The 24,700-nt window shown below is 59.5% G+C and carries 20 protein-coding genes; 15 read left to right on the top strand and 5 right to left on the bottom strand.

Features of this window, described 5'->3' with window-relative positions; all coding sequences use genetic code 11:
* Positions 1 to 3 precede the first annotated feature (3 nt).
* From ACQZ5K_RS05240 to ACQZ5K_RS05190, 11 genes are all read left to right on the top strand, one after another.
* Positions 4 to 948 (top strand): isoaspartyl peptidase/L-asparaginase family protein, encoded by a 945-nt coding sequence (locus ACQZ5K_RS05240; RefSeq protein WP_448739782.1) that lies wholly within the window; start codon positions 4 to 6, stop codon positions 946 to 948.
* Between the two features lie 104 nt (positions 949 to 1,052).
* Positions 1,053 to 1,958, top strand: a complete 906-nt coding sequence (locus ACQZ5K_RS05235; protein WP_004438405.1) for a LysR family transcriptional regulator — start codon at positions 1,053 to 1,055, stop codon at positions 1,956 to 1,958.
* Positions 1,959 to 2,137: 179 nt separating this feature from the next.
* Entirely contained in the window at positions 2,138 to 3,082 is a 945-nt protein-coding gene (locus tag ACQZ5K_RS05230; RefSeq protein WP_004438407.1) for an ABC transporter permease, read from the top strand.
* A complete protein-coding gene (locus ACQZ5K_RS05225; RefSeq protein WP_003524591.1) occupies positions 3,079 to 3,897 on the top strand; it encodes an ABC transporter permease in 819 nt (272 codons plus the stop codon). Before ACQZ5K_RS05230 ends, ACQZ5K_RS05225 begins: the two co-directional genes overlap by 4 nt.
* Positions 3,894 to 5,528: an ABC transporter ATP-binding protein gene (locus ACQZ5K_RS05220; RefSeq protein ID WP_448739781.1), complete on the top strand. Its 1,635-nt coding sequence runs from the start codon at positions 3,894 to 3,896 to the stop codon at positions 5,526 to 5,528. The genes ACQZ5K_RS05225 and ACQZ5K_RS05220 overlap by 4 nt, the downstream gene beginning before the upstream one ends.
* 13 nt (positions 5,529 to 5,541) lie before the next feature.
* Complete coding sequence (locus tag ACQZ5K_RS05215; RefSeq protein WP_448739780.1) at positions 5,542 to 6,378, top strand: serine hydrolase; 837 nt, start codon at positions 5,542 to 5,544, stop codon at positions 6,376 to 6,378.
* A 138-nt stretch (positions 6,379 to 6,516) separates the two neighbouring features.
* A complete protein-coding gene (locus ACQZ5K_RS05210) occupies positions 6,517 to 8,061 on the top strand; it encodes an ABC transporter substrate-binding protein (RefSeq protein WP_448739779.1) in 1,545 nt (514 codons plus the stop codon).
* A gap of 128 nt (positions 8,062 to 8,189) precedes the next feature.
* Complete coding sequence (locus ACQZ5K_RS05205) at positions 8,190 to 9,632, top strand: M20 family metallopeptidase (protein WP_448739778.1); 1,443 nt, start codon at positions 8,190 to 8,192, stop codon at positions 9,630 to 9,632.
* A 518-nt stretch (positions 9,633 to 10,150) separates the two neighbouring features.
* Entirely contained in the window at positions 10,151 to 11,080 is a 930-nt protein-coding gene (locus tag ACQZ5K_RS05200; protein WP_003524584.1) for a sugar ABC transporter substrate-binding protein, read from the top strand.
* A 240-nt stretch (positions 11,081 to 11,320) separates the two neighbouring features.
* Entirely contained in the window at positions 11,321 to 12,862 is a 1,542-nt protein-coding gene (locus ACQZ5K_RS05195; protein WP_080857299.1) for a sugar ABC transporter ATP-binding protein, read from the top strand.
* A gap of 32 nt (positions 12,863 to 12,894) precedes the next feature.
* A complete protein-coding gene (locus ACQZ5K_RS05190; RefSeq protein ID WP_003524582.1) occupies positions 12,895 to 13,926 on the top strand; it encodes an ABC transporter permease in 1,032 nt (343 codons plus the stop codon).
* A gap of 81 nt (positions 13,927 to 14,007) precedes the next feature.
* Here ACQZ5K_RS05190 and ACQZ5K_RS05185 read toward each other — a convergent pair whose 3' ends face one another.
* Positions 14,008 to 14,763, bottom strand: coding sequence for a gamma-glutamyl-gamma-aminobutyrate hydrolase family protein (locus tag ACQZ5K_RS05185; protein WP_137004745.1), 756 nt, complete (start codon positions 14,761 to 14,763; stop codon positions 14,008 to 14,010).
* A gap of 304 nt (positions 14,764 to 15,067) precedes the next feature.
* Between ACQZ5K_RS05185 and ACQZ5K_RS05180 the strand changes: the two genes are divergently transcribed.
* A complete protein-coding gene (locus tag ACQZ5K_RS05180) occupies positions 15,068 to 16,165 on the top strand; it encodes a TRAP transporter substrate-binding protein (protein WP_137004744.1) in 1,098 nt (365 codons plus the stop codon).
* Positions 16,166 to 16,296: 131 nt separating this feature from the next.
* Here ACQZ5K_RS05180 and ACQZ5K_RS05175 read toward each other — a convergent pair whose 3' ends face one another.
* Both ACQZ5K_RS05175 and ACQZ5K_RS05170 read right to left on the bottom strand, forming a co-directional pair.
* Positions 16,297 to 18,153, bottom strand: a complete 1,857-nt coding sequence (locus tag ACQZ5K_RS05175) for a TRAP transporter large permease (RefSeq protein WP_137004743.1) — start codon at positions 18,151 to 18,153, stop codon at positions 16,297 to 16,299.
* 1 nt (position 18,154) lies between these two features.
* On the bottom strand, positions 18,155 to 18,661 hold the full coding sequence (locus ACQZ5K_RS05170; RefSeq protein WP_137005902.1) for a TRAP transporter small permease subunit: 507 nt from the start codon (positions 18,659 to 18,661) through the stop codon (positions 18,155 to 18,157).
* A gap of 476 nt (positions 18,662 to 19,137) precedes the next feature.
* Between ACQZ5K_RS05170 and ACQZ5K_RS05165 the strand changes: the two genes are divergently transcribed.
* Positions 19,138 to 19,362 carry an aa3-type cytochrome c oxidase subunit IV gene (locus tag ACQZ5K_RS05165; protein WP_003524572.1) on the top strand — a complete coding sequence of 75 codons (225 nt, stop codon included), beginning with the start codon at positions 19,138 to 19,140 and terminating at the stop codon, positions 19,360 to 19,362.
* A 69-nt stretch (positions 19,363 to 19,431) separates the two neighbouring features.
* Entirely contained in the window at positions 19,432 to 19,965 is a 534-nt protein-coding gene (locus ACQZ5K_RS05160; RefSeq protein ID WP_175422133.1) for a hypothetical protein, read from the top strand.
* Positions 19,966 to 19,981: 16 nt separating this feature from the next.
* Here ACQZ5K_RS05160 and ACQZ5K_RS05155 read toward each other — a convergent pair whose 3' ends face one another.
* The gene (locus ACQZ5K_RS05155) at positions 19,982 to 21,235 is read right to left on the bottom strand and encodes an NAD(P)/FAD-dependent oxidoreductase (RefSeq protein WP_448739777.1); all 1,254 of its coding nucleotides are present in this window, start codon (positions 21,233 to 21,235) and stop codon (positions 19,982 to 19,984) included.
* Between the two features lie 318 nt (positions 21,236 to 21,553).
* On the opposite strand from ACQZ5K_RS05155, the gene ACQZ5K_RS05150 reads away from it, so the two are divergent.
* Positions 21,554 to 23,290: a methyl-accepting chemotaxis protein gene (locus ACQZ5K_RS05150; RefSeq protein WP_448739776.1), complete on the top strand. Its 1,737-nt coding sequence runs from the start codon at positions 21,554 to 21,556 to the stop codon at positions 23,288 to 23,290.
* Between the two features lie 83 nt (positions 23,291 to 23,373).
* Here ACQZ5K_RS05150 and ACQZ5K_RS05145 read toward each other — a convergent pair whose 3' ends face one another.
* The gene (locus ACQZ5K_RS05145; RefSeq protein ID WP_425646347.1) at positions 23,374 to 24,690 is read right to left on the bottom strand and encodes an LLM class flavin-dependent oxidoreductase; all 1,317 of its coding nucleotides are present in this window, start codon (positions 24,688 to 24,690) and stop codon (positions 23,374 to 23,376) included.
* Between the last annotated feature and the right edge of the window lie 10 nt (positions 24,691 to 24,700).

Below are 24,700 nucleotides of genomic sequence, written 5' to 3'. Positions count from 1 at the left end.
CACATGACGAAGATCGCACTGGCCATCCACGGTGGTTGTGGCGTGATGCCGGAAGACAGCATGACGTCTGAGGAGTGGGCTGCTGCGCGCGACGATCTGGCGGCGGCACTGCGCGCCGGTTATGGCGTGCTCAAGGCTGGCGGAACCGCGCTTGAGGCGGTCGAGGCGGCGGTCGTGGTCATGGAGGACAGCCCGCATTTTAATGCCGGGCATGGTGCCGCACTCAACGAGAACGGCATTCACGAACTCGATGCGTCGATCATGGACGGTGCCACACTGGCGGCGGGCGCGATCAGCGCGTCCCGCGCCATTCGCAACCCGGTGAAGGCGGCGCGCGCGCTGATGGCGGATGAACGTGCCGTCTATCTGACAGGTGAGGCAGCGGACCGCTTCGCCAGGGAAAAGGAGCTCGCGACCGAGCCGCAATCCTACTTCACCACGCAAAAGCGCGTGGAGGCACTGGCGGCGATGAAGCGCCACGCCGCCACAGGCACGGAAGCGACGGAAAACGAGAAACACGGAACCGTGGGAGCGGTGGCGCTCGATGCGGCGGGCCATCTTGCCGCGGCCACCTCGACAGGTGGCTACACCAACAAGCCCGATGGCCGGGTGGGTGACAGCCCGGTGATCGGGGCAGGCACCTATGCACGGGATGGGGCCTGCGCGGTTTCCGGCACCGGCAAGGGCGAATTTTTCATCCGCTACGTCGTCGGTCACGAGATCGCATCCCGCGTCGCCTATCTCGGGCAGGATCTGGAGACTGCTGCTGGCAATCTCGTCCATAAGGATCTGGCGCCCTACGATATTGGCGCGGGTCTTGTGGCTATCGATGCCGAAGGGGGGATTGCAGCGCCCTACAATACCCCCGGCATGTTCCGCGGTTGGGTTACCCCCACGGGTGATGCTTGCGTGGCCACCCATGACACCCTGTATTCGGTAGAACTTTAGGCAGTTGCCGCGTGCGGGATAAAAAACCGGTGACATGAAGCGTTATCGGCGGCAAAACGTCAGAACCGAAACCGGCTTGTCTCTTCATCCATGGTGCTGGCCTCATGAACATCAAGCAGCTCGAAGTTCTTCGCACGCTTCTTTCCACCGGCTCGACCATCGCCACGGCCAAGGCAATGGGGCTTAGCCAATCCGGTATCAGCCGGCTTCTGGCGCAGCTTGAGGCCGACCTGTCTCTGACGCTGTTTGCCCGCGACAAAGGGCGGCTCATTCCGACACCGGAGGCGGTGCTGCTTGCGCGGGATGCGGAAAACGTGCTGCTTGCGGTCGACCGCATGTCCGGTCATGCGGAAGATTTGCGGAATGGTGCGGCCGGTCCGGAAATCGTGCGCATCGGGCTGCCGAGCAGTATGTGGGAAAATTTCGCGCCCGCCATGCTGATCGACTACGTCCGGGATTTTCCCGGCGTTCGCATCGAGACTTTTTTCGAGACGACGACCGCCATCAACAAGCTTGTCGGCGAGCGGGTGATTGATCTCGGTTTCCTGCGGATGGAAGGTGAGATCGGGCCGGGCATCGATGTCGAGCGTGTCGCGACCGGCAAGAGTGTGTGCGTGGTCCGGGAGGATCATCCGCTGGCAGCGCTTGACGAAATTACCGTGAAGGACCTGCGCAACATTCCGCTCATCCTGATCGGCCGCCAGCGGCCAAATCGCATGGCGCTCGATCAGGTGTTCAAAAAGGCTGGCGTCAAACCGATGGTGAAGATCGAGACTCACACCAACAGTTCCGCCTGCGCCTATGTGGCGCACGGATTGGGGGTAACGATCATCAGCAGTTTTTATGCCAACCTCTATCGGCACCTGCCCGTTGTCGCGCGGCCGTTCGTCCCGCAGGCGACGCAGGAGTTCGGTCTTGCCCGCGCCTCCGGGGCACCGCTCTCCATCGCTGCGCAGGCGCTGAGCGATGCCTTGAAGCGGGAAATCCAGCTCTCGCAAAAGATCGTCTGAAGCGGGATTTTTGGGCGGAAGATGTCCTTATCCTCATCAGGATGACCGCGGCGTCATTCTGCATAGATGTATGACGTTTATGCATAATATTGCGTGATATTTCTCAATCCGTCATAGTTGACAGCAACGAAACCGATAGAGGCGGGCTGTCATTACCTGCCATCAATCGTGGGGAACCGATGATAAGATTCATACTGAGCCGTCTTTTGATGGCGCTGCCGACGATCGCATTCGTGTCGATCACGGTCTTTGCGCTTATCCGCTTCATTCCGGGTGATCCGGCTGCCCTGATGCTGGGCGACATGGCGCAACCGGAACAGATCGAAGCTATGAGGACCGAACTCGGCCTCGACAAGTCCATGCCGCAACAGTTCGTCATCTGGGCCGGCAATGTGGTGCAGGGCGATTTCGGTCGCTCCATCGTCAATGACGAGCCGGTGCTGCCGCTGGTCGTCTCGCGCTTTCTCGTCAGCGCCGAGATCGTCGTGGTTGCGGTGCTGCTCGCCAGCCTGATTGCGGTTCCGGCAGGTGTGATCGCGGCCTGGAAACAGAACAGCCTGACCGATCTTGCGCTGGTGGGAACGGCAACCCTGCTCCTCTCCATCCCGACATTCTGGCTGGGCCTGCTGCTTCTTCTGTTCTTCGGCCTCAAGCTCGGCTGGCTGCCGGTACTGGGATATGTGTCGATCAGCGATAATCTTGTTGGTGGCATGCTTTATCTCGTCCTGCCCGTCATGACGCTTGTCATCCACGAAATGGGCGTTCTGATCCGCATGGCGCGCGCCTCGACACTGGAAGTTTTGCGACTGGATTACATTACCCATGCCCGTGCCAAGGGCCTTTCGGAAAGCGCCGTGCTTTGGCGGCATGCCTTCAAGAACGCCTTCGGCCCGACCTGGACGATGATCGGCCTCATCCTCGGCAATCTCCTTGGCGGCATCGCCGTCATCGAGACGGTGTTCACCATTCCCGGCCTCGGACGGCTGATGGTCGACAGTATTTTTGCCCGTGACTATCCGGTCATACAGGGCTGCCTGCTGTTCGTCTCGCTGTCTTATGTGCTGGTCAACCTGTTCGTCGACCTTCTTTATCCCCTCTTCGATCCGCGTGTGGTTGCCGAATGAAAAAGTTCACACTTAACGGGCTTATCGGCGGCTTTCTCATCGCCCTCCTGCTCATCACCGCCGCAACCGGTCTGTTCTGGACGCCCTATGACCCGATGAAGCTTGGTTTTGCCTCGCGTCTGGCCGGTCCAAGCGCCAGCCATCTCCTCGGCACCGACGAATTCGGGCGTGATGTTTTGAGCCGCCTGATGGTCGGCGCACGTGCCAGCGTCTGGATCGGTTTCCTGACGGTCAGCTTCGCGACAATCTTCGGTACGCTGATCGGCCTTGTCAGCGGTTATGCGCGGGGCTGGGTGGATGGCGTCATCATGGCCATTAACAATGCGCTCTTGGCCTTTCCGGGCATTCTGCTGGCGCTCGGCCTGCTCGCGGTGTTCGGCGCAAACCAGTATGGCATCATCTTCGCACTCGGCATCGCCTATACGCCATCCATGGCCCGCGTGGTGCGCGGTGCCGTGCTTTCTCTGCGTGAGCGTGAATTCATCGAGGCGTCGCTGGTGATGGGCAATGGTGAAATCTACACCATGTTCCGCCACATCCTGCCCAATTGCATCGCGCCGATCACGGTTCTTGCCACTTCCATGTTTGGCTGGGCCATTCTGTCGGAAAGCGCGCTCTCCTTCCTTGGCCTTGGTGTGCCGCCGCCGGCCCCCACCTGGGGCAACATGCTGGCCGCCGGCCGACCCTTCATCCAGCAGGCCGTGTGGCTGGGTCTTTTCCCCGGTCTCTGTATCGCGCTGACGCTGCTTGGCATCAATCTTCTGGGCGATGCCCTTCGCGACAGGCTTGACCCGCGCATGAGAGGTCTCAAATGACTGTTAATACACTTCTCACCGTTCGCGGCCTTTCGCTCGAAGTCGCCAGAACCGGCCACCGGGTGGTCAAGGATGTCTCCTTCGATATTGCCGCGGGCGAAATCTTCGGCATCGTCGGCGAAAGCGGGTCGGGCAAGACGCTCGCCACCCGCGCGCTCATCTCGCTTCTGCCGCCGGCCATCGCCGTCACCGGCGGGTCGATCATCTACAAGGGGCAGGATGTCATGGCCCTGCCGGTGAAGGATCTTCGGCGTCTGCGCGGCGCGGAGATCGGCGTGGTGTTTCAGGAGCCGATGACCTCCCTCAACCCATCGATGACGATTGGCCGGCAGCTGGAAGAGGGGCTGATCCTTCACACGAAGTTGTCGCCCGAAGAGCGCCGCGAGAAAATTCTCGACATGCTGCGCCGGGTCGGCATCCGCGATCCCGAAGGTGCGCTGACGGCCTATCCGCACGAGTTTTCCGGCGGCATGCGCCAGCGCATCATGCTGGCCTCGGTCATGCTGCTGAAACCAGCCCTGCTGATCGCCGACGAACCGACGACGGCGCTTGACGCGGTCATCCAGCGTGATGTCATGGAACTGATGGTGGAACTGACGCGGGCGGAAGGCACTGCCGTTCTCCTCATCAGTCACGATCTGCCGATGGTGGCACGTTATACCAGCCGCATCGTGGTGATGGAAAAAGGCACGATCGTCGAACAGGGCCGCACCGAGGACCTGCTGGACGCGCCGCAGCACCCCTATACGAAAAAGCTGCTTTCCTCCCTGCCATTCCGTGGCGAGCCGCGCAGTATCGACACCTCCAGGGCGCCAATGGTTTCGGCCCGCGATATCGTTGTGGATTATGCCGGTCGCAAATCGCTGCTGAAAAAAGCCAAACCGAAGCGGGCGCTGCATGGTGTCAGCATCGATATTCATGAGGGCGAGGTCGTGGCGCTCGTCGGCGGTTCCGGTTCCGGCAAAACGACGCTTGGCCGCACCATTGCCGGGCTTGTGCAGGAAAGCGAAGGGCATATCCGCTTTCAGGGCCGCGAGCGCAACGAGGACTGGAAGGACTATCGCCTGAATTGCCAGATGGTGTTTCAGGATCCCTATTCCTCGCTTGATCCGCGCATGACCATTCAGGCGCTGGTGGAGGAGGCATTGCGCCTCGTGCCCGACCTCGATCAGGCCGCCAAGCGCAAGCGGGCGCTGGAGACGCTGGAGGAGGTGGGGCTCGGCGCTGACTACGCCGCCCGTTATCCGCATGAGCTTTCCGGCGGCCAGCGCCAGCGCGTGGCGATTGCCCGCGCCATTGCCCGCCGTCCGCGGTTCCTGATCGCCGACGAACCGGTCTCGGCGCTCGACGTGACAGTGCGGGCGCAGGTGCTCGATCTCTTTTCCGGTTTGCAGAAACGTTACGGTTTTTCCTGCCTGTTCATCAGCCACGATCTCGGCGTGGTGGAGCAGGTGGCCGACCGTGTCGTCGTCATGCAGGACGGTCGCATCATCGAAGAGGGTGACCGCGACACGATTTTCGACAGTCCGAGGGAGGCCTATACGCGCCGGCTGCTCTCGGCCATTCCCGCCCTCGACCAGAATGAAAAGGGCGGCGTGACACTGAAATGGCGTCTGGAAGATGAAATTTAACAGGAAGATGACAATGACTGTGGCTGCCCAATTAAATGCGATCTGTGATGCACAGCCTTTCGTGACGCGCTTCATGGTGCGCAATCTCCTGACCGGTGAAGAGATCGGCCGGGGAGAAAACGAGGAGACGCCATCGGGCAGCACTCGCAAGACGTCGATCATGATGGCCGTGCTCAAGGCCGCCAGCGAAGGGCGGATCGATCTCGACCAGCCCGTCACCTATGAAAAACGGCTGGTGGAAGAGGTCGCGAGCGGCATGTTCCGTTATATGACGCCGGGTATCGTCATTTCGCTACGCGATGCCGTCGCCGGCATGATGGTGCTGAGCGACAATGTCTGCACCAAGATGGTGCTGGAGAGGCTGACGCTGGAAGAGGTCGACGGCTATTGCAAGTCGCTCGGCATGGCCAATACCCACCACCGTTTCCTCATCCCGCCGCTGGCGCTGGCGGCCGACCATCCGTTAAAGACAGTTACGACCACCTCGGCGGCGGATCAGGTGCTTCTGCTGCAGACCATTCTCGATGCGCAGTCCTCGCCCGAAGCGCAGGCAAAGCTCGGTTGCAGCCCGCAATTGTGCGAGTGGGCGATGCAGACGCTGAAAAACCAGATTTTGCGGTATGGAATTCGCTCCCGCCTGCCTTTCGAGGCCGTCGTGGCCAGCAAGAGTGGCCGCGGCAAGCGCGGCCGCATGGATGCCGGCATCGTCTACAGAAACGGCGCGCCGTCCTTCATCATCACCACCTATACCGATGAGGTGCCGCAAACCATGCCTGACGGCACGCCGGGATACACCATCGCGCTTGAGACGATCGGCCGGCTGGCACAGGCCTGCTGGGACGGGTTTTAACCGAGCACTTCCAGTAAAAGTGCGTAGCGGTTTTACATCCGGAAAATGCGTAAAAACAAAGAGATAGAGCACATCTAAAACTTCAATTTAAACGGACGTGCTCTAGTCACACTCAACGACAACAAAGAGGGTAGAACAGTGAAAAAACTTCTTCTCGCAGGCGTTGCCCTGCTGGTAACGGCCAACATCGCGGCGGCCCGCGACATCACCATCGCGCAAAGCTCGGATCTGCGCAGCAACAATCCCGGCGTGAACCGCGACGGCAATACGGATGGGGTTATCCTGCACATCGTCGAAGGCCTCGTCGGTTATAACAATGCCGGAGAGGTGAAGCCGCTTCTGGCCGAAACTGTCGAGGTTGCGGCTGACGGCCTGACCTATACGTTCAAGCTGCGCAAGGACGTGAAGTTCCACAATGGCAAGCCGCTCACCGCAGAGGATGTTGTCTGGAACTGGACGCGCTATCTGAAGCCGGAAACGAAATGGACGTGCCTCAACGATTTCGCGGAAGGTGGGGCAGCGCACGTCACCGGCGTCAAGGCAACGGACGCTTCCACTGTCGAGATCACGCTTGAAAAACCCTCCGCCGTTTTCCTCGGCCTGATGTCGCGGCCGGAATGCGGTTATACTGGCATGATCTCGCCGGAATCGGTTGCTGCCGATGGCAGCTTCGCCAAGCCGATCGGCACCGGGCCGTTCCAGTGGGACGAGTGGAAGAAAGGAGAATATATCCGCCTCGCCAAATTTGCCGATTATGTTTCGCCGGCAAATGACGGCAAGCCTGATGGCATGGTCGGCTCCAAGCGGCCGCTGGCCGACGGCATCAAGTTCATGGTCATTCCGGATGCTTCGACGGTGAAGGCGGGTCTCGAAGCCGGCGTGCTCGACACGGCCGAGATTTCCCCTGATCTCATTCCGGAATTCAAGACCAATGACAAGATGCAGCTCATCGTTGCCCGCAACAACGGCAAGAACCTGTTCTACATCCAGACCCGCGACAAGGTTCTGAGCAATCCCGGGGTGCGTCGGGCCATGGCGATGGCGCTCGATCTCGATGAGCTGGTCGCCGCCGCATCGAATGGCACGGGTGAAGCCAACGGCTCGATGGTCTCGCAGGACTCGGTCTATTTCGACGAGACCCAGAAAAAGCGTCCGGCCTATGACATCGAGGCCGCGAAGAAGGGACTGGAGGCCGCCGGTTACAAGGGCGAGCCGATCTCCATCATCGCCAACAAGCGTGGCAACGTGCCGAGTTTCCCGGCCGCCGTCATGGCGCAGGCCATGATGCAGCAGGCGGGTCTCAACGTGCAGATCGAGGTGCTGGATTACGCCACGCAGGTCGATCGCCGTCGCTCCGGCAATTATCAGGTGATCTCGCAGTCGGTCGCCCCGCGTCTCGACCCGGCGCTGATGTATGCCTTCTATGTCGGCAACAAGGACAAGAACGCCTCGCTGATGTGGGATGATCCGAAGGCGATCGAGCTGATGAAGGCGGCCTATGTCGAGGCCGACCAGACGAAGCGCCAGAAGATTTTCGACGAGTTCCATGAGCTGATGCTGAAGGAAATGCCGGGCATCTTCCTCTACGACATGGTCGATGTCTGGGGCGCCACGAAGAAGCTCAAGGGCCAGCCGGTCTGGCAGTCGAACGCCCGCCTCTGGGAAGTCTCGGTCGACAACTGATCCACTCTTGCCCGCGCCGGAGGCGGACCCCGGCGCGGGCTTTCCATTATAGGGTGCAAGGATTTGGCGGTGCATCCGCCGAAGCGCTTGCGCGTGCCCGTAAAGGGCGAAAAATGCGAGGACAAGCCATGAACCGTGATGCCGTGATGTCGATTGCCGCCGAAGTCGAGGCCATGAAGCCCGACTTCACCACCTTGAGCGACAGCATCTGGGATTTTGCCGAGCTTAAATTTGAAGAACGGCAATCCGCTGCCGTTCTCGCCGCCGCGCTTGAGGAAAACGGCTTTGCGGTTCGCCGCGGCGTGGCAGGCATGGAAACGGCCTTCATCGGCGAATTCGGCAGCGGCAAGCCGGTCATTGCCTTCCTCGGCGAATTCGATGCGCTGGCCGGCATGAGCCAGGTGGCCGATGTGGCTGAGGTGCAGCCGCATGAGGTGGGCGCCACCGGCCATGGCTGCGGCCACAACCTGCTTGGCGTCGGCTCATTGATGGCCGCTATTGCGCTCGCCCGGCATCTGAAAGCCAATAATCTACACGGCACCGTACGCTATTACGGTTGCCCCGGCGAGGAGGGCGGTTCCGGCAAGACCTTCATGGTGCGCGCCGGCCTGTTCGACGATGTCGATGCGGCATTGACGTGGCACCCCGCGCCCTTCAACGGCGTGCGCTCCACCAACAATCTGGCCGTGCTGGAATATTTTTACCGTTTCAAGGGTGTCGCGGCTCATGCCTCTAACGCTGCCCATCTGGGCCGCTCGGCGCTTGATGCCGTCGAACTCATGAATGTCGGCGTCAATTTCCTGCGCGAACACATGCCGCAGGATTGCCGGGTGCATTATGCGATCACCGATACCGGCGGCAAGGCGGCGAATGTGGTGCAGGCGAAGGCCGAAGTGCTTTACCTGATCCGCGCCCCGGAAATGCGCCAGGCGCTCGATCTTGCGGCACGGGTGGACAAGGTGGCGCGCGGCGCGGCGATGATGACCGAGACCGAGGTTGAGATCGTCTTCGATACCGCCTCCACCAACCTTCTGCCCAACATCACGCTGGAAACGGCGATGCATGAAAACATGATGGCGCTCGGCCCCATCGCCTTCGACGAAGCGGATATTGTTTTCGCAAAGAGCATTCAGGATACTTTCACCGACGAGGCGATCAAAAGCAGCATTCGGCTCTACCAGATAAAGGGCGATGTTTTTTCCAACCGGAAGATCGACGGTTCGACACCCCTGCATCTCGGCCTGCGCGATTTCGAGGGTCAGTCGCATTTTCGGGCGGGTTCCACCGATGTCGGTGATGTCAGCTGGGTGACGCCAACCGCACAATGCTGGACGCCCGCCTGGGCAATCGGCACCAATCCGCATACCTGGCAGGTGGTTGCGCAGGGCAAAAGCCCTGCCGCTCACAAGGCCATGGCCCATGCCGCCAAAACACTCGCATCGACCGGCTTTGCGCTGATGACCTCGCCGGAACTGCTCGCCAATGCTAAAAGGGAATGGCAGGAAAAGACCGAGGGCAGCAAATATGTCTGCCCGATTCCCGCCGATGTCATGCCTGGTTCGCATCGATAGAACGTGGTGTACCAACACGCCCATTCTGCTGAACCCGTTCCCTTCTCGCGTATTTTCGCCGGTGGAATGGTGCCTCACATGGGCGCGTTAAGCGAAAAGATGAGACCCGCCGGTGGCTTTGCCAATGGCGGGGTCTGCGGGTCCGGCATTGAGAACGGACTTTCCGCCATATTCTTCGTGATCCTCGGTTTCGACCCCGAGGATCCATGATTTCAACGGCTTATCGATCCTCGCCCGACGAGTGGGAGTAACGTTGAAAAAGCTTAGGCGCAGTTCCCGGCAATCCGCCACGGAACTCCTTCCTCCTGAAATTCTGCCTCATCACCGCCTTGTGTGCCGCTTCCCCGCCTTGCCGTGAAGAAAGCATTGACGTTCGGATCAAAAATGGAATAAATATATCGAACAGACAGAAAATCGGTTTCATTATTCCGTTTTCTGGTTGTGAGGAGGTAGCGGCGGGCTCTCGGGCTCGCCTCCGGCTGGGAGAGGTGGCGCCGGACACCGAGGAGGAGAAAACAATGAAGAAATTTATCATCGGCGCAGCCATGTCTGTGCTTCTGGGCACGGCGGCGCATGCGGAGACCGTAGGTGTCTCGATGGCGCTGTTCGACGACAACTTCCTGACCGTGCTGCGCAACGGCATGCAGGATTATTCCAAGGAACTGAAGGGCGTGACCCTGCAGGTCGAGGACGCCCAGAACGACGTTGCCAAGCAGCAGAGCCAGATTCAGAATTTCATCGCGTCCAAGGTCGACGCGATCATCGTCAACCCGGTTGATACGGATGCGACGGCGGCCATGTCGAAGCTCGCCGCTGACGCCAAGATTCCGCTGGTTTACGTCAACCGCCAGCCGGTGAACGTCGATAGCCTGCCGGACGGCCAGGCATTCGTCGCCTCCGACGAGACGGTGGCCGGCACGCTTGAAGCGAAAGAAGTTTGCCGCCTTCTCGGTGGCAAGGGCAATGCGGTCATCATGATGGGTGAGCTTTCCAACCAGGCGGCACGCATGCGCACGCAGTCTGCCAAGGACGTTCTGAAGACCGACGAATGCAAGGGCATTTCGGTTGTTGAAGAGCAGACCGCGAACTGGCAGCGCACGCAGGGTTCCGACCTCGTCACCAACTGGCTTTCCAGCGGTATCGAATTCAATGCAGTCATCGCCAACAACGATGAGATGGCGATTGGCGCGATCCAGGCCCTGAAAGCCGCAGGCAAGGACATGAAGAGCTATGTCGTCGCCGGCGTTGACGCCACGCAGGACGCCCTTGCCGCGATGCAGGCGGGCGATCTGGATGTGACGGTGTTCCAGGATGCGGCAGGGCAGGGCAAGGGCGCTCTCGATGCCGCGCTGAAGCTCGTCAAGGGCGACAAGGTGGAGAAGAAGGTCTACATTCCTTTCCAGCTCGTCACGCCTGAAAACGTCAAGGACTACGTGGCCAAGAACTAACGGCCGCCTTCCGGCATCTGCGCCCGTTCAGATTGATATTGGAGGCAGATGCCGGTTTCCGACGGCGCCGAAAACAAGCTTCGGTGCGCGAGCGGATTACGATTGAATTTCAGTGAATTCAAAGTGTTGCAGCGCCTTTCATGTCGTGATCGACATGGCGCTGCAAGCCTCCCCGGAGGCAAGGGTGCGCCATCTGGCAAAGCCTGTTTCCGGTCATTTTTGTCTATTGTGGAGGATGAGATGGTCGTCAGTCCATCGACAATGGCCGCCGTGCGCGCCAGCGGAGCCGTGCCGAATGCGGAGTATCTTCTCGCGGCGGAAGGCATACGCAAGGAATTTCCCGGCGTCGTGGCGCTTGATGATGTGCAGTTCAAGCTGAAGCGCGGCACCGTGCATGCGCTGATGGGCGAGAATGGCGCCGGAAAATCGACGCTGATGAAAATCCTGGCCGGCATCTACCAGCCGGACAGTGGCGAAATTCGCCTGAAAGGCGCCGACATACGTCTCGATTCCCCGCTCGATGCGCTGGAAAACGGCATTGCCATGATCCATCAGGAACTGAACCTGATGGCCTATATGACGGTGGCGGAAAACATCTGGATACGCCGCGAGCCGAAAAACCGGCTGGGCCTCATCGACCATGGCGAAATGTATCGCCGTACCGAAACGCTGCTGGAAAGGCTCGGCATCGATCTTGATCCGGAAACCCGCGTCGGCGAGCTTTCGGTGGCAAGTCGCCAGATGGTCGAGATCGCCAAGGCGGTTTCCTATGATTCCGACGTTCTCATCATGGACGAGCCGACATCCGCACTGACGGAGCGCGAGGTCGAGCATCTCTTCCGCATCATCCGCGATCTCCGGGAACGCGGTATCGGTATCGTCTACATCACCCACAAGATGAACGAGCTGTTCGAGATCGCCGATGAATTTTCGGTTTTCCGCGACGGCAAATATATCGGCACCCACGCCTCGACCGATGTAACGCGTGACGACATCATCCGCATGATGGTGGGCCGTGAAATAACCCAGATGTTCCCGAAGGAAGAGGTTCCGATCGGCGACGTGGTGCTTTCGGTCAAGAATCTCACGCTCGACGGCGTTTTCCACGACGTTTCCTTCGAGGTGCGCGCCGGTGAAATTCTTGGCGTTGCCGGCCTTGTCGGATCGGGCCGCTCCAATGTGGCGGAAACGGTGTTCGGTGTAACGCCCGCATCCTCGGGTACGATTGCAATCGACGGCAAGCCGGTATCGATCGACAGCCCGACGAAGGCCATCAGTCACCGCATGGCGTTTCTGACGGAGGATCGCAAGGATACGGGATGCCTGCTGATCCTTAATATTCTGGAGAACATGCAGATCGCCGTCCTGCAGGACAAATATGTCGCCAACGGCTTCGTGCAGGAAAATGCGCTGTCGGATGCCTGCGAGGAGATGTGTCGCAAGCTCCGGGTCAAGACGCCGCATCTTTACGAGCGCATCGAGAACCTGTCGGGCGGCAACCAGCAAAAAGTGCTGATCGGCCGCTGGATGCTGACCAAGCCGCGTATTCTCATTCTGGATGAGCCGACACGCGGCATCGATGTCGGGGCCAAGGCGGAAATTCACAAGCTTGTTTGCGAGATGGCGCGCCAGGGCGTCGCCGTCATCATGATTTCCTCCGAAATGCCGGAGGTTCTGGGTATGAGCGACCGTGTCATGGTCATGCATGAAGGTCGGGTGACGGGCTTCCTTGATAGAAGTGAAGCCACGCAGGTTAAAGTGATGGATCTCGCATCGCGGTGAGGCGCGCCGGGATTTCTCGAGGAGGAATGACTATGAATACGAACGCCGCCGCCAACACAGAGTTGGACGCAAAATCCGGACGCAAGCCGCACCGCCGCATCCCGCCGGAGGCCAATATCTTTTTCGTGCTGATCGGCATCGCGCTGGTTTATGAAATTCTCGGCTGGATTTTCATCGGCCAGAGCTTCCTGATGAACCAGCAGCGCCTGACGATCATGATCCTGCAGGTTTCGGTGATCGGCATCATCGCGGTCGGTGTCACGCAGGTCATTATCACCGGGGGTATCGATCTCTCTTCCGGTTCCGTCGTCGGCCTGACGGCGATGCTGTCCGCCAGCGTGGCGCAATCGTCCACATGGCCGCGGGCGCTTTATCCGGGATTGACCGATCTGCCCTTCTTCATACCGCTCGCCGTCGGCATATTGGCTGGCGCCCTTGCGGGCTTCATCAACGGGCAACTCATCGCCCGCACCAAAATTCCGCCCTTCATCGCAACGCTTGGCATGATGGTGACGGCGCGTGGCCTTTCCAAGTGGTATACGAAGGGTCAGCCGATCTCCGGTCTGACGGACGGTTTCAACTTCATCGGCACGGGCATCTGGCCGGTCGTGGTGTTCCTCGTCGTCGCCGTCATCTTCCACGTGGCGCTGCGTTACACCCGCTACGGCAAGTTCACCTATGCCATCGGCGCCAACCAGCAGGCGGCACGCGTGTCCGGTATCAATATCGAGGCGCATCTGATCAAGGTCTATGCCATTGCTGGCCTGCTCGCCGGTCTCGCCGGTGTCGTCACCGCCGCCCGCGCCCAGACGGCGCAGGCCGGCATGGGCGTGATGTATGAACTCGACGCCATCGCCGCAGCCGTTATCGGCGGCACGTCGCTTGCCGGCGGTGCCGGCCGCATCACCGGAACGGTGATCGGCACCATCATCCTCGGCGTCATGACGTCGGGCTTCACCTTCCTCCGGGTGGACGCCTATTACCAGGAAATCGTCAAGGGCCTGATCATCGTGGCCGCGGTCGTTGCCGACGTCTACCGACAGAAGAAACGCGCAAAGCGCTAAATCCTCCTCCCAGACTTGGGGCAGGCCTTCAGGCTTGCCCCTTTTTTGTGCTCCTGTGAGCCGAGGGGGATCGGCTAAGGTTCATGCCTTGCTGTTCCGATAGTTGTGGACGGCCTTGCCGAAGGCTTCGAACAAAGCGCGCGACGGCGCGTCGGTCTCAGCCCAATATTCCGGATGCCATTGCACGCCGACGGCAAATCCCTTGGCGTCGATGACTGAAACGGCCTCGATGGTGCCGTCCGCGGCTGTCGCCTCCACCTGCAGGCGTGGCGCGGTCTCGGCGATTGCCTGCCGGTGCAGCGAATTGATCTGGATTTCGCCCGACATTCCAAGATGCTGTGCGATGCAGGAGCCTTCGCGCACATGCACCGGCTGGCGGATGGCGAAGGCCACGTCGCGGTCGTCATGTTCCGGCTTGCGGTGGTCCCATATGCCAGGCTGCTCCTGAATTTCGGAGGCAAGCGTACCGCCCAGCGCGACGTTCAGCTCCTGAATGCCGCGGCAGATGGCCAGCATCGGGATGCCACGTTCGATGGCGCGGCGGATGAGCGGCAGGCTGGTGGCGTCGCGGGCCTGATCGAACGGGCCGTCGCTTTCCTGCGCCTCTTTTCCGTAAAGGGAAGGATGCACATTGGTGGCGGAGCCGGACACGAGCAGGCCGTCCACCCGGTCGAGAATAGCGTCGACCTCGTTTCCGTCCTCGAAGGCCGGGACAATGAAGGACATGACGCCAGCCACCTTCAGCGCGGCGGAAACATACTGGTTCTGCGCGGCGTGCCAGTCGGCACCGGTGAAATGCCGGATGTCGGCGGGAACGGCGATAATGGGTTTTGGCATGGTGGCTCCGGGACGAATCTTCGAAATTTGTGCGACTGCCGGCTGACCAAGTCAAGCACGCGTTTTGCGTTATGAGGATCCTTTATGCGCCTAAAGTATAAGGCGATGCCGGGATATTTCAGTTGAAAATAAAATACGAAGCAGAGTTTCCAAAAATTCCCGAAAAGGCCGGTTTTTCCGCGATTAATTCTTGTTGCGGGTGCTTGTCAGCCGGGCCGTAACCGTGCTTACTTTGCTGCGATGCCTGAACAGCAACGAGGGGAATTCAAAGCTGCGGGCAGCGTTCATATCTGGGAGGATATAGATGGATCGCCGTTCCTTTATGAAAAAAGGTGCGCTTGCGGGAGCTGCCACGGCAGCGCTGGCCGCGCCCGCCATTGCACAGCAGAATACCAAGATCAACTGGCGCCTGACGTCGTCGTTTCCGAAATCGCTCGACACGATCTACGGCGGCGCGGAAGATATTGCCAAGCATGTTGCAGCCGCAACCGACGGCAACTTCACCATTCAAACCTTCGCCGCCGGCGAAATCGTGCCCGGCCTGCAGGCGGCCGATGCCGTATCGTCCGGCACGGTGGAAATGTGCCACACCTGCTCCTATTATTACGTCGGCAAGGACCCGACCTTCGCCATCGGCACGGCGATACCTTTCGGCCTCAATGCCCGCCTGACCAATTCATGGTTCTATGAAGGCAACGGCAACAAGCTGCTCAACGAGTTTTACGCCAAGCACAATCTCTACGGCATGATTTCGGGCAATACCGGTGCGCAGATGGGCGGCTGGTTCCGTAAGGAAATCAACACCGTCGACGATTTCAAGGGCGTGAAGATGCGCATCGCCGGTCTGGCCGGCAAGGTGGTGGAAAAGCTCGGCGTGGTGCCGCAGCAGATCGCCGGCGGCGATATCTATCCGGCGCTGGAAAAAGGCACCATCGACGCGGCGGAATGGGTCGGTCCTTATGACGACCACAAGCTCGGTTTCTACAAGGTGGCCAAATATTATTATTACCCGGCCTTCTGGGAAGGCGGTCCGGTCATCCATTCCTTCGTCAATCTGGAAAAATGGAACAATCTGCCGAAGAATTATCAAGCGGCGTTGCAGGATGCCTGCGCTTTCGCCAACACCAGCATGATGGCGAAATACGATGCCAAGAACCCGACCGCCGTGCGACAGCTAGTGGCCGAGGGAGCTGTGCTGCGGCCGTTCAGCCAGGAAATTCTTGAGGCGTGCTACAAGGCGGCGCTGGAGGTTTACGCCGGCATCTCGGCAACCAACCCTGATTTCAAGAAGATTTATGAGGATCAGGTGGCCTTCAAGCGCGAGGGTTATCTCTGGATGCAGCTTGCGGAATATACATTCGACACGTTCATGATGATTCAGCAGCGCAACGGAAAGCTGTGATTTTTCGGTAAAAGGCGGACCGGGCAAAAAGCCCCGGAGATTTCGGTCTCCGGGGCTTTTTGTGTCTCAGCTGTAATGGCTTCAAGGGGCGCGGCTTCGGATGACCTCCCGATTGATGCCGCGCCGCGCCGTTACGGTCCGATCTTCGGCGGTTGGCTGAGATCGGGCTGGGTGTTTTGCGCAGGTTGCTGGGGTTGCGGTCCACCCAGGTTGAGGGGCGGCAGGCCGAGGGAGGACGGTGATGCTGGCGCACCACTTTCCTGACCCGACGGTGCCGTCGCGGGGCCGCCGAGATTGAGCGGCGGCAGCCCCATTGACGGCTGCTGCGGAGACCCGCCGAGAGGTGGCAGGGACAGGCCGCTGCCTCCCGGGCCGCCGGGTATTTCGATCTTGACGCTGTTGGGATCGACGCTGGTATGGCCGCTCTTGTAAGTCATCACCAGGCCGGGGAACGCGATCACGACAAGGATCATCACGAACTGGATGACGATGTAGGGGAAGACGCCTTTGTAGATTTCCGTCGTTTTTACGCCCGGCATTCTTTTGCCCGTGACCTTGTCCACCCAAGCGGCGTTCGGGGCGATGGAGCGCAGGAAGAACAGGGAGAAACCGAAGGGCGGTGTTAGGAACGAGGTTTGCAGGTTGATGCCGAGAATGATGCCGAACCAGACGAGATCGATGCCGAGTTTGTCTGCCACCGGCGCCAGCAAAGGCACCATGATAAAGGCGATTTCGAAGAAATCGAGAAAACAGCCCAGAATGAAAATGATGATCGTGACTACGATCAGGAAGCCGTATTCGCCCCCCGGTAGGGCAAGCAGTAACTCCTCGATCCAGACATTGCCGTTGATACCATAGAAGGTAAGGCCGAAGACGCGGGCGCCGATGAGGATCATCATGACGAAGGCAGAAAGCTTTGTCGTCGCATCCAGCGCATTCTTGATCGTCGCAAGCGAAAGCCTGCCTTTGGCAAGTGCCAGGATCAGCGCACCGGTCGCACCCATTGCGCCGCCTTCGGTTGGCGTTGCGATGCCGAGGAAGATGGTGCCGAGCACAAGGAAGATGAGCGCCAGCGGCGGCACCAGAACGATAATCACCTGTTCGGCGAGACGGGAGATGACCTTCCTGCTCGCGACGCTGTTAAAAAGCGCGACCAGATATACCGTGAAGACGGCGAAGGCGAGAGCGGTCACCAGTTGCCATTCCGGACTGGCCATGCCGGCGAAAAGGACGTACAGGCCCACGAAATAGAGTGCTATCGAAATGGCGATCATCACGAAAAGCGAGGTCACGCCGTTGCCGAGCGTGCGTGCTTCTTTTGGAAGCGCAGGAACGAGCGACGGTTTGAAAATGGAGATCGCGAAAATATAGGCGGAATAGCTCGCGATGATCAAAAGAGCGGGATAAAGAGCGCCGACATACATGTCGCCGACGGAACGGCCGAGCTGGTCCGCCATGACGATCAAGACGAGGGATGGCGGAACAATCTGTGCAAGAGTGCCCGAGGCGGCAATTGTACCCGCGACGAGGGGGCGATTATAACCGTATCGCATCATGATCGGCAGCGAGATGAGCCCCATGGCCATCACGGATGCCGCAACAACGCCGGTGGTGGCCCCCAGCAGCGCGCCGACGAGAATGACCGCATAGGCCAGGCCACCGCGGATCGGGCCGAATAATTGTCCTATTGTATCGAGAAGATCTTCCGCCATGCGGGATCGCTCAAGGATGATGCCCATGAACGTAAAAAACGGGATCGACAGCAGGGTATCATTGTACATGATTCCGTAGATCCGTTCGGGATGAGATTGCAGCAACGGCCAGAAGAGGCGAATTTCGGGGGAAATCCATGAAAGTTCCACGCCAAGCACAAAATAGATGAGGCCGCCGGCGGCGAGCGTGAAGGCGACCGGATAGCCCAGAAGCAGCAGGAGCATCACGCTGCTGAACATCACCAGCGGCAGGTTATGCGCAATCAGATCTATCATGTCAGTTCCCTGCCGTTCCGTTGTTTTCCGTATCGATTTCCGAAAGCACCGTTTCACGCGGATCGGCAATATATCCGGCAATCACCGCATAACGCTTGATGATCTCCGAAAATGCCTGAACCAGAAGCAGGGAAAAGCCCAGAAGGACGACAAGCTTGGCAGGCCAGATGATCAGGCCGCCGGCATTGGAAGACATTTCTCCGGAATTGAAGGAGTTCCAGAACCAAGGCCAGGCGAGATAGGACATCAGGCCGGCGAAGGGCACCAGGAAAACAATGTGAAGGACGAAGTCAACGATGTCACGTGTGCGCTTGGACCATGTGGACGACAATATGTCGATCCTGACATGCTCGTTCTTCAGGAGCGCGTAAGCGGCCGCCAGCATGAAAACAGTGCCATAGAGATACCATTGCACTTCAAGCCATGCATTTGACGATATGTCGAACATCTTGCGCACCACGGCATTAGTGGCGCTGATCAGCACCGCTCCTAGCAATAACCAGGACACAGATTGACCGATAACCGTGGTGACCGTGTCGACGGCCCGGCTTATTCCCAATAAAAACTTCACTTTCCCCTCCTCAGGACCAGATACAAGGTCCGGACCCCAGCTTTTTATCGGCGTTTTATTTGCCTTGTTGTCTGGCAAGTCCAATTTTTTCTTGTTTGCAGGTGCTTATTGAACAGCATTTAAAAAAGCAACTCCGAACGGTCGTCGTTCCTCCGGGAATCCCGTACGGATGGCACCTGCGACTATTCATCGTGCACTTATTTTGTGTTGCGCGCTACAGCGCGCTCTTTTTTGCGGCCATTAATTTACTTTTCCCGCATTGTCGGAAGAGAACGTGCAGGTGACAATCCATTGCACTTCGCCACGACTTCATGTTACCTCTGGCTACGGAGAATCCGGCATGGGCCCGTGGTCGTCCACGGGCAGATTTTCCCGCACAACGGCATGACGGATGGAGCACAAGGGGAAGCGGAATGAGCGAACACCACACGGGTCCTGTCGAAGTCGGCGCCGAGATGAACTATGCCGAGCACGAGAAGACCTATAACGGTTTTCTGGCCTTGACGAAGTACGGCACCATGATGCTGTGCGTGCTTATGCTGGCCATGGTCGCGGGTTTCTTCACCACCGCCGGCTTCCTTGGTGGTCTGGTCGTCTTCGTCGTGCTGTCGGCTGCGGGTTTCTTCTTGCTGCGCTGAACGATCCCGTTCATGAGCGGCTCCCGTTGCGGGGACCGGGCGATGCCGGATAACCGGAAAGGCCAAGCCATGAAGCGTCTGGTATATTGTCTGTTTCTGCTGGTGGCGATAGCGCATCCCGCTTTGCCACGCGATCTCTCACCTGCCGAGCAGGATAGCCTTCGCGCGCAGATAGAGCGATTTCAGACAGCTTTGAGCGCGCAGGATTTCGATGTCGTCGGCAAGACGGTGCCGCCGAAAGTCTTTGAATTCATCGCAGGCGAAGCGGGTATTACCGTGGAGCAATTGCGCGGCGCTTTGACCGCGCAGATGCAGATGGCGCTCGCGGCGGTCAAGATAACCGAGTTCACCATGGATACGCAGGCGATCAGCCTTGCGCAAACCGCTGATGGAACGCCCTATGCGCTCATTCCGACCAGGACGGTGATGGAAACCGGCGGCCAGACGATCGAGGCGAAATCCCACACGCTGGCGCTGATGGACGGTGCGGACTGGTATTTGCTGCGGGTGAGCGACCAGCAGCAGGTCACGATCCTGCGCAAGGTCTATCCGTCTTTCGCCGAGGTGGTGTTTCCCGACGATTCCATGCAGCCGGTGAAATAGCGCCGTCTTCCCGAACTCAGGAAAAACGTCCCGGCCGGAAAGGATCGACCGAGATTTCCGTCTCCTCACCGCTGGCCAGTTGCGTCACCAGACGGGCGGTTGCTGCCGATTGTGTCAGCCCCAGATGGCCATGGCCGAAGGCATAGATGACGGACGGCGTGGCGCGTGCCGTGCCGATGACGGGAAGACAGTCCGGCATGGACGGGCGGAACCCCATCCATTGTTTTCCACCTTCCAGTTTGAGCCCGGGCAGGAAACGTCCTGCTTTCTTCAGCATGGCTTCCGCACGGCGGAAATTCGGCTTCAATTCCAGCCCGCCGAATTCGACCGCGCCGCCAATGCGGATGCCCGTCGATAGCGGGGTGACGACGAAGCCATGGTCGTTGAAATAAAGCTGGCGTGTGAGGTTGAAAGCCTCGGGGGAAAGCGTGGTGTTGTAACCACGTTCGGTTTCCAGCGGTACGATGTTGCCAAGCGTCGCGGCAAGTTTTCTCGACCAGGCGCCGCAGGCGATTACCACTTTGTCGGCATCGATCTTGTCGCCATTTTCCAGCGTCACGATCGTACTTTCGCCGACGGCGTCGATGCGTTCGGCCTCGCCCTTGCGCAGGCTGGCGCCGCGGGCGATTACCAGATCGAAAATGGCGCGGGTGAAATCGTAAGGGTCGGAGACCTGCAGGCCATCCGGCGAAAACATGGCATGGCGGAACTGCGGCGCAAGACCCGGCTGCAGTTCCTCGATTTCGGGGCGGCCGACGCGCTGAAAGGTGAAACCGGCGCTTTCCTTTTCGTCCCAGTCCCTGCGGGCAGCATTGAGACTTGCCTCGCTGTCATAAAGATCGAGCGTGCCGGTTTTCGAAACGAGATGCGAAAGTTCCGGCATCGCAGCGACATGGGCCATTTCCATGGCAGCCAGCCGGTTGATGTCGGTGAGTGACTTCAGCCCATGGCGAAAATTACGCTCGGCGCTCGCGCGCCAGAAACGCCACAGCCAGGGTGCGATCTTTGCCGCATAGGTGGGCGGCACACTGAGCGGGCCGAGCGGATCGAACAGCCAGCGCGGCGCTTTTTTCATGATGCCGGGAGCCGGAATGGGGATGATTTCAGCGAAGGCCAGAATGCCGGCATTGCCGGAACTCGCGCCCCGGGCAACCTCGCCGCGCTCCAACAGCACCACCTCGCGTCCGGCATTCTGCAGATAAAGCGCCGCCATGGAACCGATAATGCCGGTGCCGATCACCAGCACATCGCATTTCAGGGTTTTGGTCATCGGCGCTCCTGCAACACAAATCTTTCAACCCCGCATAACAATGAATGCCGCCCCGATGAAAGGCCGTATCGTGTTGCCGGCGCAGAAATATCAGCACTGTGGCAAATAAGCGGTCCGAAATAGACAAGGCGAATATATTCGCGATGAAGCATACCGGCAGTCGATTGAGGCTCCGGATCAATAGTTATAATTCATTATTAATCGCTATTTAACGGTGTCCGGCTAGTTTCGCGTGCAGGCGGGCCAACCGTTTTTCATCTCTATATTTCTAGGGTGGAACAGCTCTGCATATGGATTACTGTTTGGGGGTTCAAAAAGATGTCTCACTTTTCCAAATTCGGTCTGGACGCTTCCGCCGTGCTTGATGCGCTGAGCCGCTCACAGGCCATCATCGAGTTCGATCTGACCGGCAAGATTTTGAAAGCGAACGATAATTTCTGCAAGGCCGTCGGCTATCAGCAATCCGAAATCGTTGGGCGTACCCACAGCATGTTCCTGTCTCCCGAAGATGCGGCCTCGCCCGAATACAAGAGCTTCTGGACGAAGCTGTCGCGTGGCGAATACGATCAGGGCCAGTATCGACGTCGGGCCAAGAATGGCGACGAAATCTGGATCGAAGCTTCCTACAATCCGGTGTTCCGTTTCGGTAAGCCCTACAAGGTGGTCAAGATTGCAACCGACATCACCTCGATCAAGCGCAAGAGCGCCGAGGATGGCGGGAAACTGGCGGCGCTCTCCCGCGCGCAGGCCATGATCGAATTTACGCCCGAGGGGAAAATCCTCAGCGCCAACGAAAATTTCCTCGCGACGCTCGGTTACACGGCGGAAGATATCATCGGCAAACATCATTCGATGTTCTGCGAGCCGGCCTATGCCCAGTCTGAGGACTATCGGGATTTCTGGAAGGAACTCGGAAAGGGCCACTTCTCGACGGGGCAGTTCATGCGCCTTGGCAAGGATGGCAAACGCGTCTTCATTCAGGCCTCCTACAATCCGATCATCGATGACCGGGGCCGCGTCTTCAAGGTGGTGAAATTCGCTTTCGATGTGACGGACCGGATGCATGCGGTCGAGGAACTTGGTGCTGCGCTCGAGCGGCTTTCTCAATGCAACATCCGTATTACGCTGGACAAACCCTTCGTCGGCGAGTTCGAGCGGCTGCGTTGCGATTTCAATAAATCCATTGCTGAATTCCAGAAGACGCTGGAAAACGTTCTCGGCCAGACCGGAGACCTGACCCGTAGCAGCCAGGAAGTCAGCGAAGCCTCCGTCAATCTCGCCGAACGTTCGCGTGAGCAGGCGGTGGCGCTCGAGGAGACTTCGGCAGCACTCGAAGAAATCACCGCGACGGTCCGTTCGTCGACAGAAAACATGAAAGAGACGCGCAAGCTCGTTCAGAGCGCGCGGACATCCACCGTGGCCTCCACCGAGGTCGTGGAGCGGACAGTCGATGCCATGCAGCGTATCGAGACCGCCTCGCGGGAAATCAGCCAGATCATCGGTGTGATCGACGAAATCGCCTTCCAGACGAACCTGCTGGCGCTGAATGCCGGCGTGGAAGCCGCGCGTGCGGGCGAAGCGGGCAAGGGTTTTGCCGTCGTGGCGCAGGAAGTGCGGGAGCTGGCGCAGCGTTCCGCCAATGCCGCGAAGGAAATCAAGGCGCTGATCAACAATTCCGGGACGGAGGTTCTGGAAGGCGTCAGGCTGGTGGGCGAAACCGGCGAAGCGCTGAAGCAGATCGACGCGCTGGTCAGGCACATTGACGGCAATGTCGACATGATCGCCAAAGCGGCGGACGAGCAGGCCGTCGGCATCAGCGAGATCAACAAGGCGGTCAACCGGCTCGACCGGATGACGCAGGAGAATGCGGCGATGAGCGCCCGTACCACGGTGATCAGCACGACGCTGGCGCAGGGTGCGGATGCGCTGGCGCAGCTTGTCAGCCTGTTCAAGCTGAACCGCCGTACGGTGCAGCGGGAAGACGGATCGTCCACCCGCTCGGATACTCCGAATACGGCCCGGCGCGACCAGACGTCGGCACGGGCGGCCGCGTAAAGGAGCGGGCTCAGGCCCGCTTCAGCTTGAGAATGAGATTCGGTGGATGCGGATGCCTCTGAACGGGCATCCGCATTGCTTTTTTACCGCAGCGCCGGTCGTTCGATACCGAGGTGGTCGCGCAGCGTTGAGCCTTCGTAGTCCTTGCGGAACAGGCCGCGCTCCTGCAGGAGCGGAACGACCTCCCGGTTGAATTCCTCCAGCCCGCCGGGAAAGAAGGGCGGCATGACGTTGAAGCCATCGGCCGCGCCGTTTTCGAACCATTCCTGCATCCGGTCCGCCACATCCTTGGCCGTGCCCATGACGATGTGGTGGCCGCGGCCGGCGGCGACGCGCAGCGCCAGCTCCCGGATCGTCAGCTTTTCGCGGCGCGCCAGTTCGGTCAGAAGTTCGGCGCGGCTGCGCAGCTGGTCGGAAATCGGCAGGTCCGGCAGCGGGCCGTCGAGATCGTAATCAGCGAGGCTGTGGCCGATGCGTTCTTCAAGCAGCGGCATTGCACTCTTAATATCGGTCCAGCGATTCAGTTCCTTCAGCTTTTCGCCGGCCTCTTCGAAGCTCCTGCCGATGATCGGCATGAAGCCGGGCATCACGGCGACGCTGGCCGGGTCGCGGCCGAATTTTTCCACGCGGGCTTTAAGGCTCGTATAGAAGGCCTGCGCTTCGGAAATCGCCTGCTGGGCGGTGAAGACGATATCGGCGGTGCGGGCGGCGAGATCCTGCCCCGGACCGGAAGAGCCGGCCTGGATGAGAACCGGGTGGCCCTGCGGCGAACGCGGAATATTAAGCGGTCCCTTGACCGTGAAATATTTGCCCTCGTGGTTGAGGATATGGACCTTTTCCGGATCGACATAGCGGCCCGCCTGCTTGTCCTTGACGAAGGCATCGTCATCCCAGCTGTCCCAAAGGCCGCGAACGACATTCACATATTCTTCCGCCACCGCATAACGTTCGTCATGCTCGGGATGATCCTTGGAGAAATTCGCCGCCGTGCGGGCATAGGATGTGGTGACGATGTTCCACGCCGCGCGGCCGTGGCTCAGATGATCAATGGAAGCGAAGGCGCGGGCGGTGTGGTAGGGCTCGCCATAGGTGGTGGAGGCGGTGGCGGCCAGCCCGATCTTGTCGGTGACCATGGCAAGGGCTGCCAGCAGGGTCAGCGGTTCGAAACGGGCGATCATCGAGGGGTGGGCATCGACGCCGCTGGTCAAGCCATCGGCGAGGAATACCATGTCGAACTTCGCCGCTTCGGCCATTTTCGTCACGCGGGTAAGCAGATCGAAATTTTCGCTGCCGGCCTCCGCATCGGGGTGACGCCAGCCGGAAACGTGGTGCCCGGCGCCCTGCAGGAAAAGGCCGAGATGCATCTGTCTTTTGCGTGTCGTGGTGGTCATGGGGATCATGCCTTCATGT

The organism is Agrobacterium sp. 22-226-1 (assembly GCF_053522345.1).
The sequence above is the reverse complement of the archived record's forward strand: the minus strand, read 5'-3'. Positions and strand labels throughout refer to the sequence as shown.

Bases quoted from the DNA above. Each gene is read 5' to 3' on its own strand.
- ACQZ5K_RS05160 (WP_175422133.1), top strand. From the start codon at position 19,432: ATGAAGCGTCTGGTATATTGTCTGTTTCTGCTGGTGGCGATAGCGCAT.
- ACQZ5K_RS05150 (WP_448739776.1), top strand. From the start codon at position 21,554: ATGTCTCACTTTTCCAAATTCGGTCTGGACGCTTCCGCCGTGCTTGAT.
- ACQZ5K_RS05155 (WP_448739777.1), bottom strand. From the start codon at position 21,235: ATGACCAAAACCCTGAAATGCGATGTGCTGGTGATCGGCACCGGCATT.
- ACQZ5K_RS05235 (WP_004438405.1), top strand. From the start codon at position 1,053: ATGAACATCAAGCAGCTCGAAGTTCTTCGCACGCTTCTTTCCACCGGC.
- ACQZ5K_RS05145 (WP_425646347.1), bottom strand. From the start codon at position 24,690: ATGATCCCCATGACCACCACGACACGCAAAAGACAGATGCATCTCGGC.
- ACQZ5K_RS05195 (WP_080857299.1), top strand. From the start codon at position 11,321: ATGGTCGTCAGTCCATCGACAATGGCCGCCGTGCGCGCCAGCGGAGCC.
- ACQZ5K_RS05185 (WP_137004745.1), bottom strand. From the start codon at position 14,763: ATGCCAAAACCCATTATCGCCGTTCCCGCCGACATCCGGCATTTCACC.
- ACQZ5K_RS05230 (WP_004438407.1), top strand. From the start codon at position 2,138: ATGATAAGATTCATACTGAGCCGTCTTTTGATGGCGCTGCCGACGATC.
- ACQZ5K_RS05225 (WP_003524591.1), top strand. From the start codon at position 3,079: ATGAAAAAGTTCACACTTAACGGGCTTATCGGCGGCTTTCTCATCGCC.
- ACQZ5K_RS05220 (WP_448739781.1), top strand. From the start codon at position 3,894: ATGACTGTTAATACACTTCTCACCGTTCGCGGCCTTTCGCTCGAAGTC.
- ACQZ5K_RS05205 (WP_448739778.1), top strand. From the start codon at position 8,190: ATGAACCGTGATGCCGTGATGTCGATTGCCGCCGAAGTCGAGGCCATG.
- ACQZ5K_RS05175 (WP_137004743.1), bottom strand. From the start codon at position 18,153: ATGATAGATCTGATTGCGCATAACCTGCCGCTGGTGATGTTCAGCAGC.
- ACQZ5K_RS05190 (WP_003524582.1), top strand. From the start codon at position 12,895: ATGAATACGAACGCCGCCGCCAACACAGAGTTGGACGCAAAATCCGGA.
- ACQZ5K_RS05165 (WP_003524572.1), top strand. From the start codon at position 19,138: ATGAGCGAACACCACACGGGTCCTGTCGAAGTCGGCGCCGAGATGAAC.
- ACQZ5K_RS05200 (WP_003524584.1), top strand. From the start codon at position 10,151: ATGAAGAAATTTATCATCGGCGCAGCCATGTCTGTGCTTCTGGGCACG.
- ACQZ5K_RS05180 (WP_137004744.1), top strand. From the start codon at position 15,068: ATGGATCGCCGTTCCTTTATGAAAAAAGGTGCGCTTGCGGGAGCTGCC.
- ACQZ5K_RS05215 (WP_448739780.1), top strand. From the start codon at position 5,542: ATGACTGTGGCTGCCCAATTAAATGCGATCTGTGATGCACAGCCTTTC.
- ACQZ5K_RS05240 (WP_448739782.1), top strand. From the start codon at position 4: ATGACGAAGATCGCACTGGCCATCCACGGTGGTTGTGGCGTGATGCCG.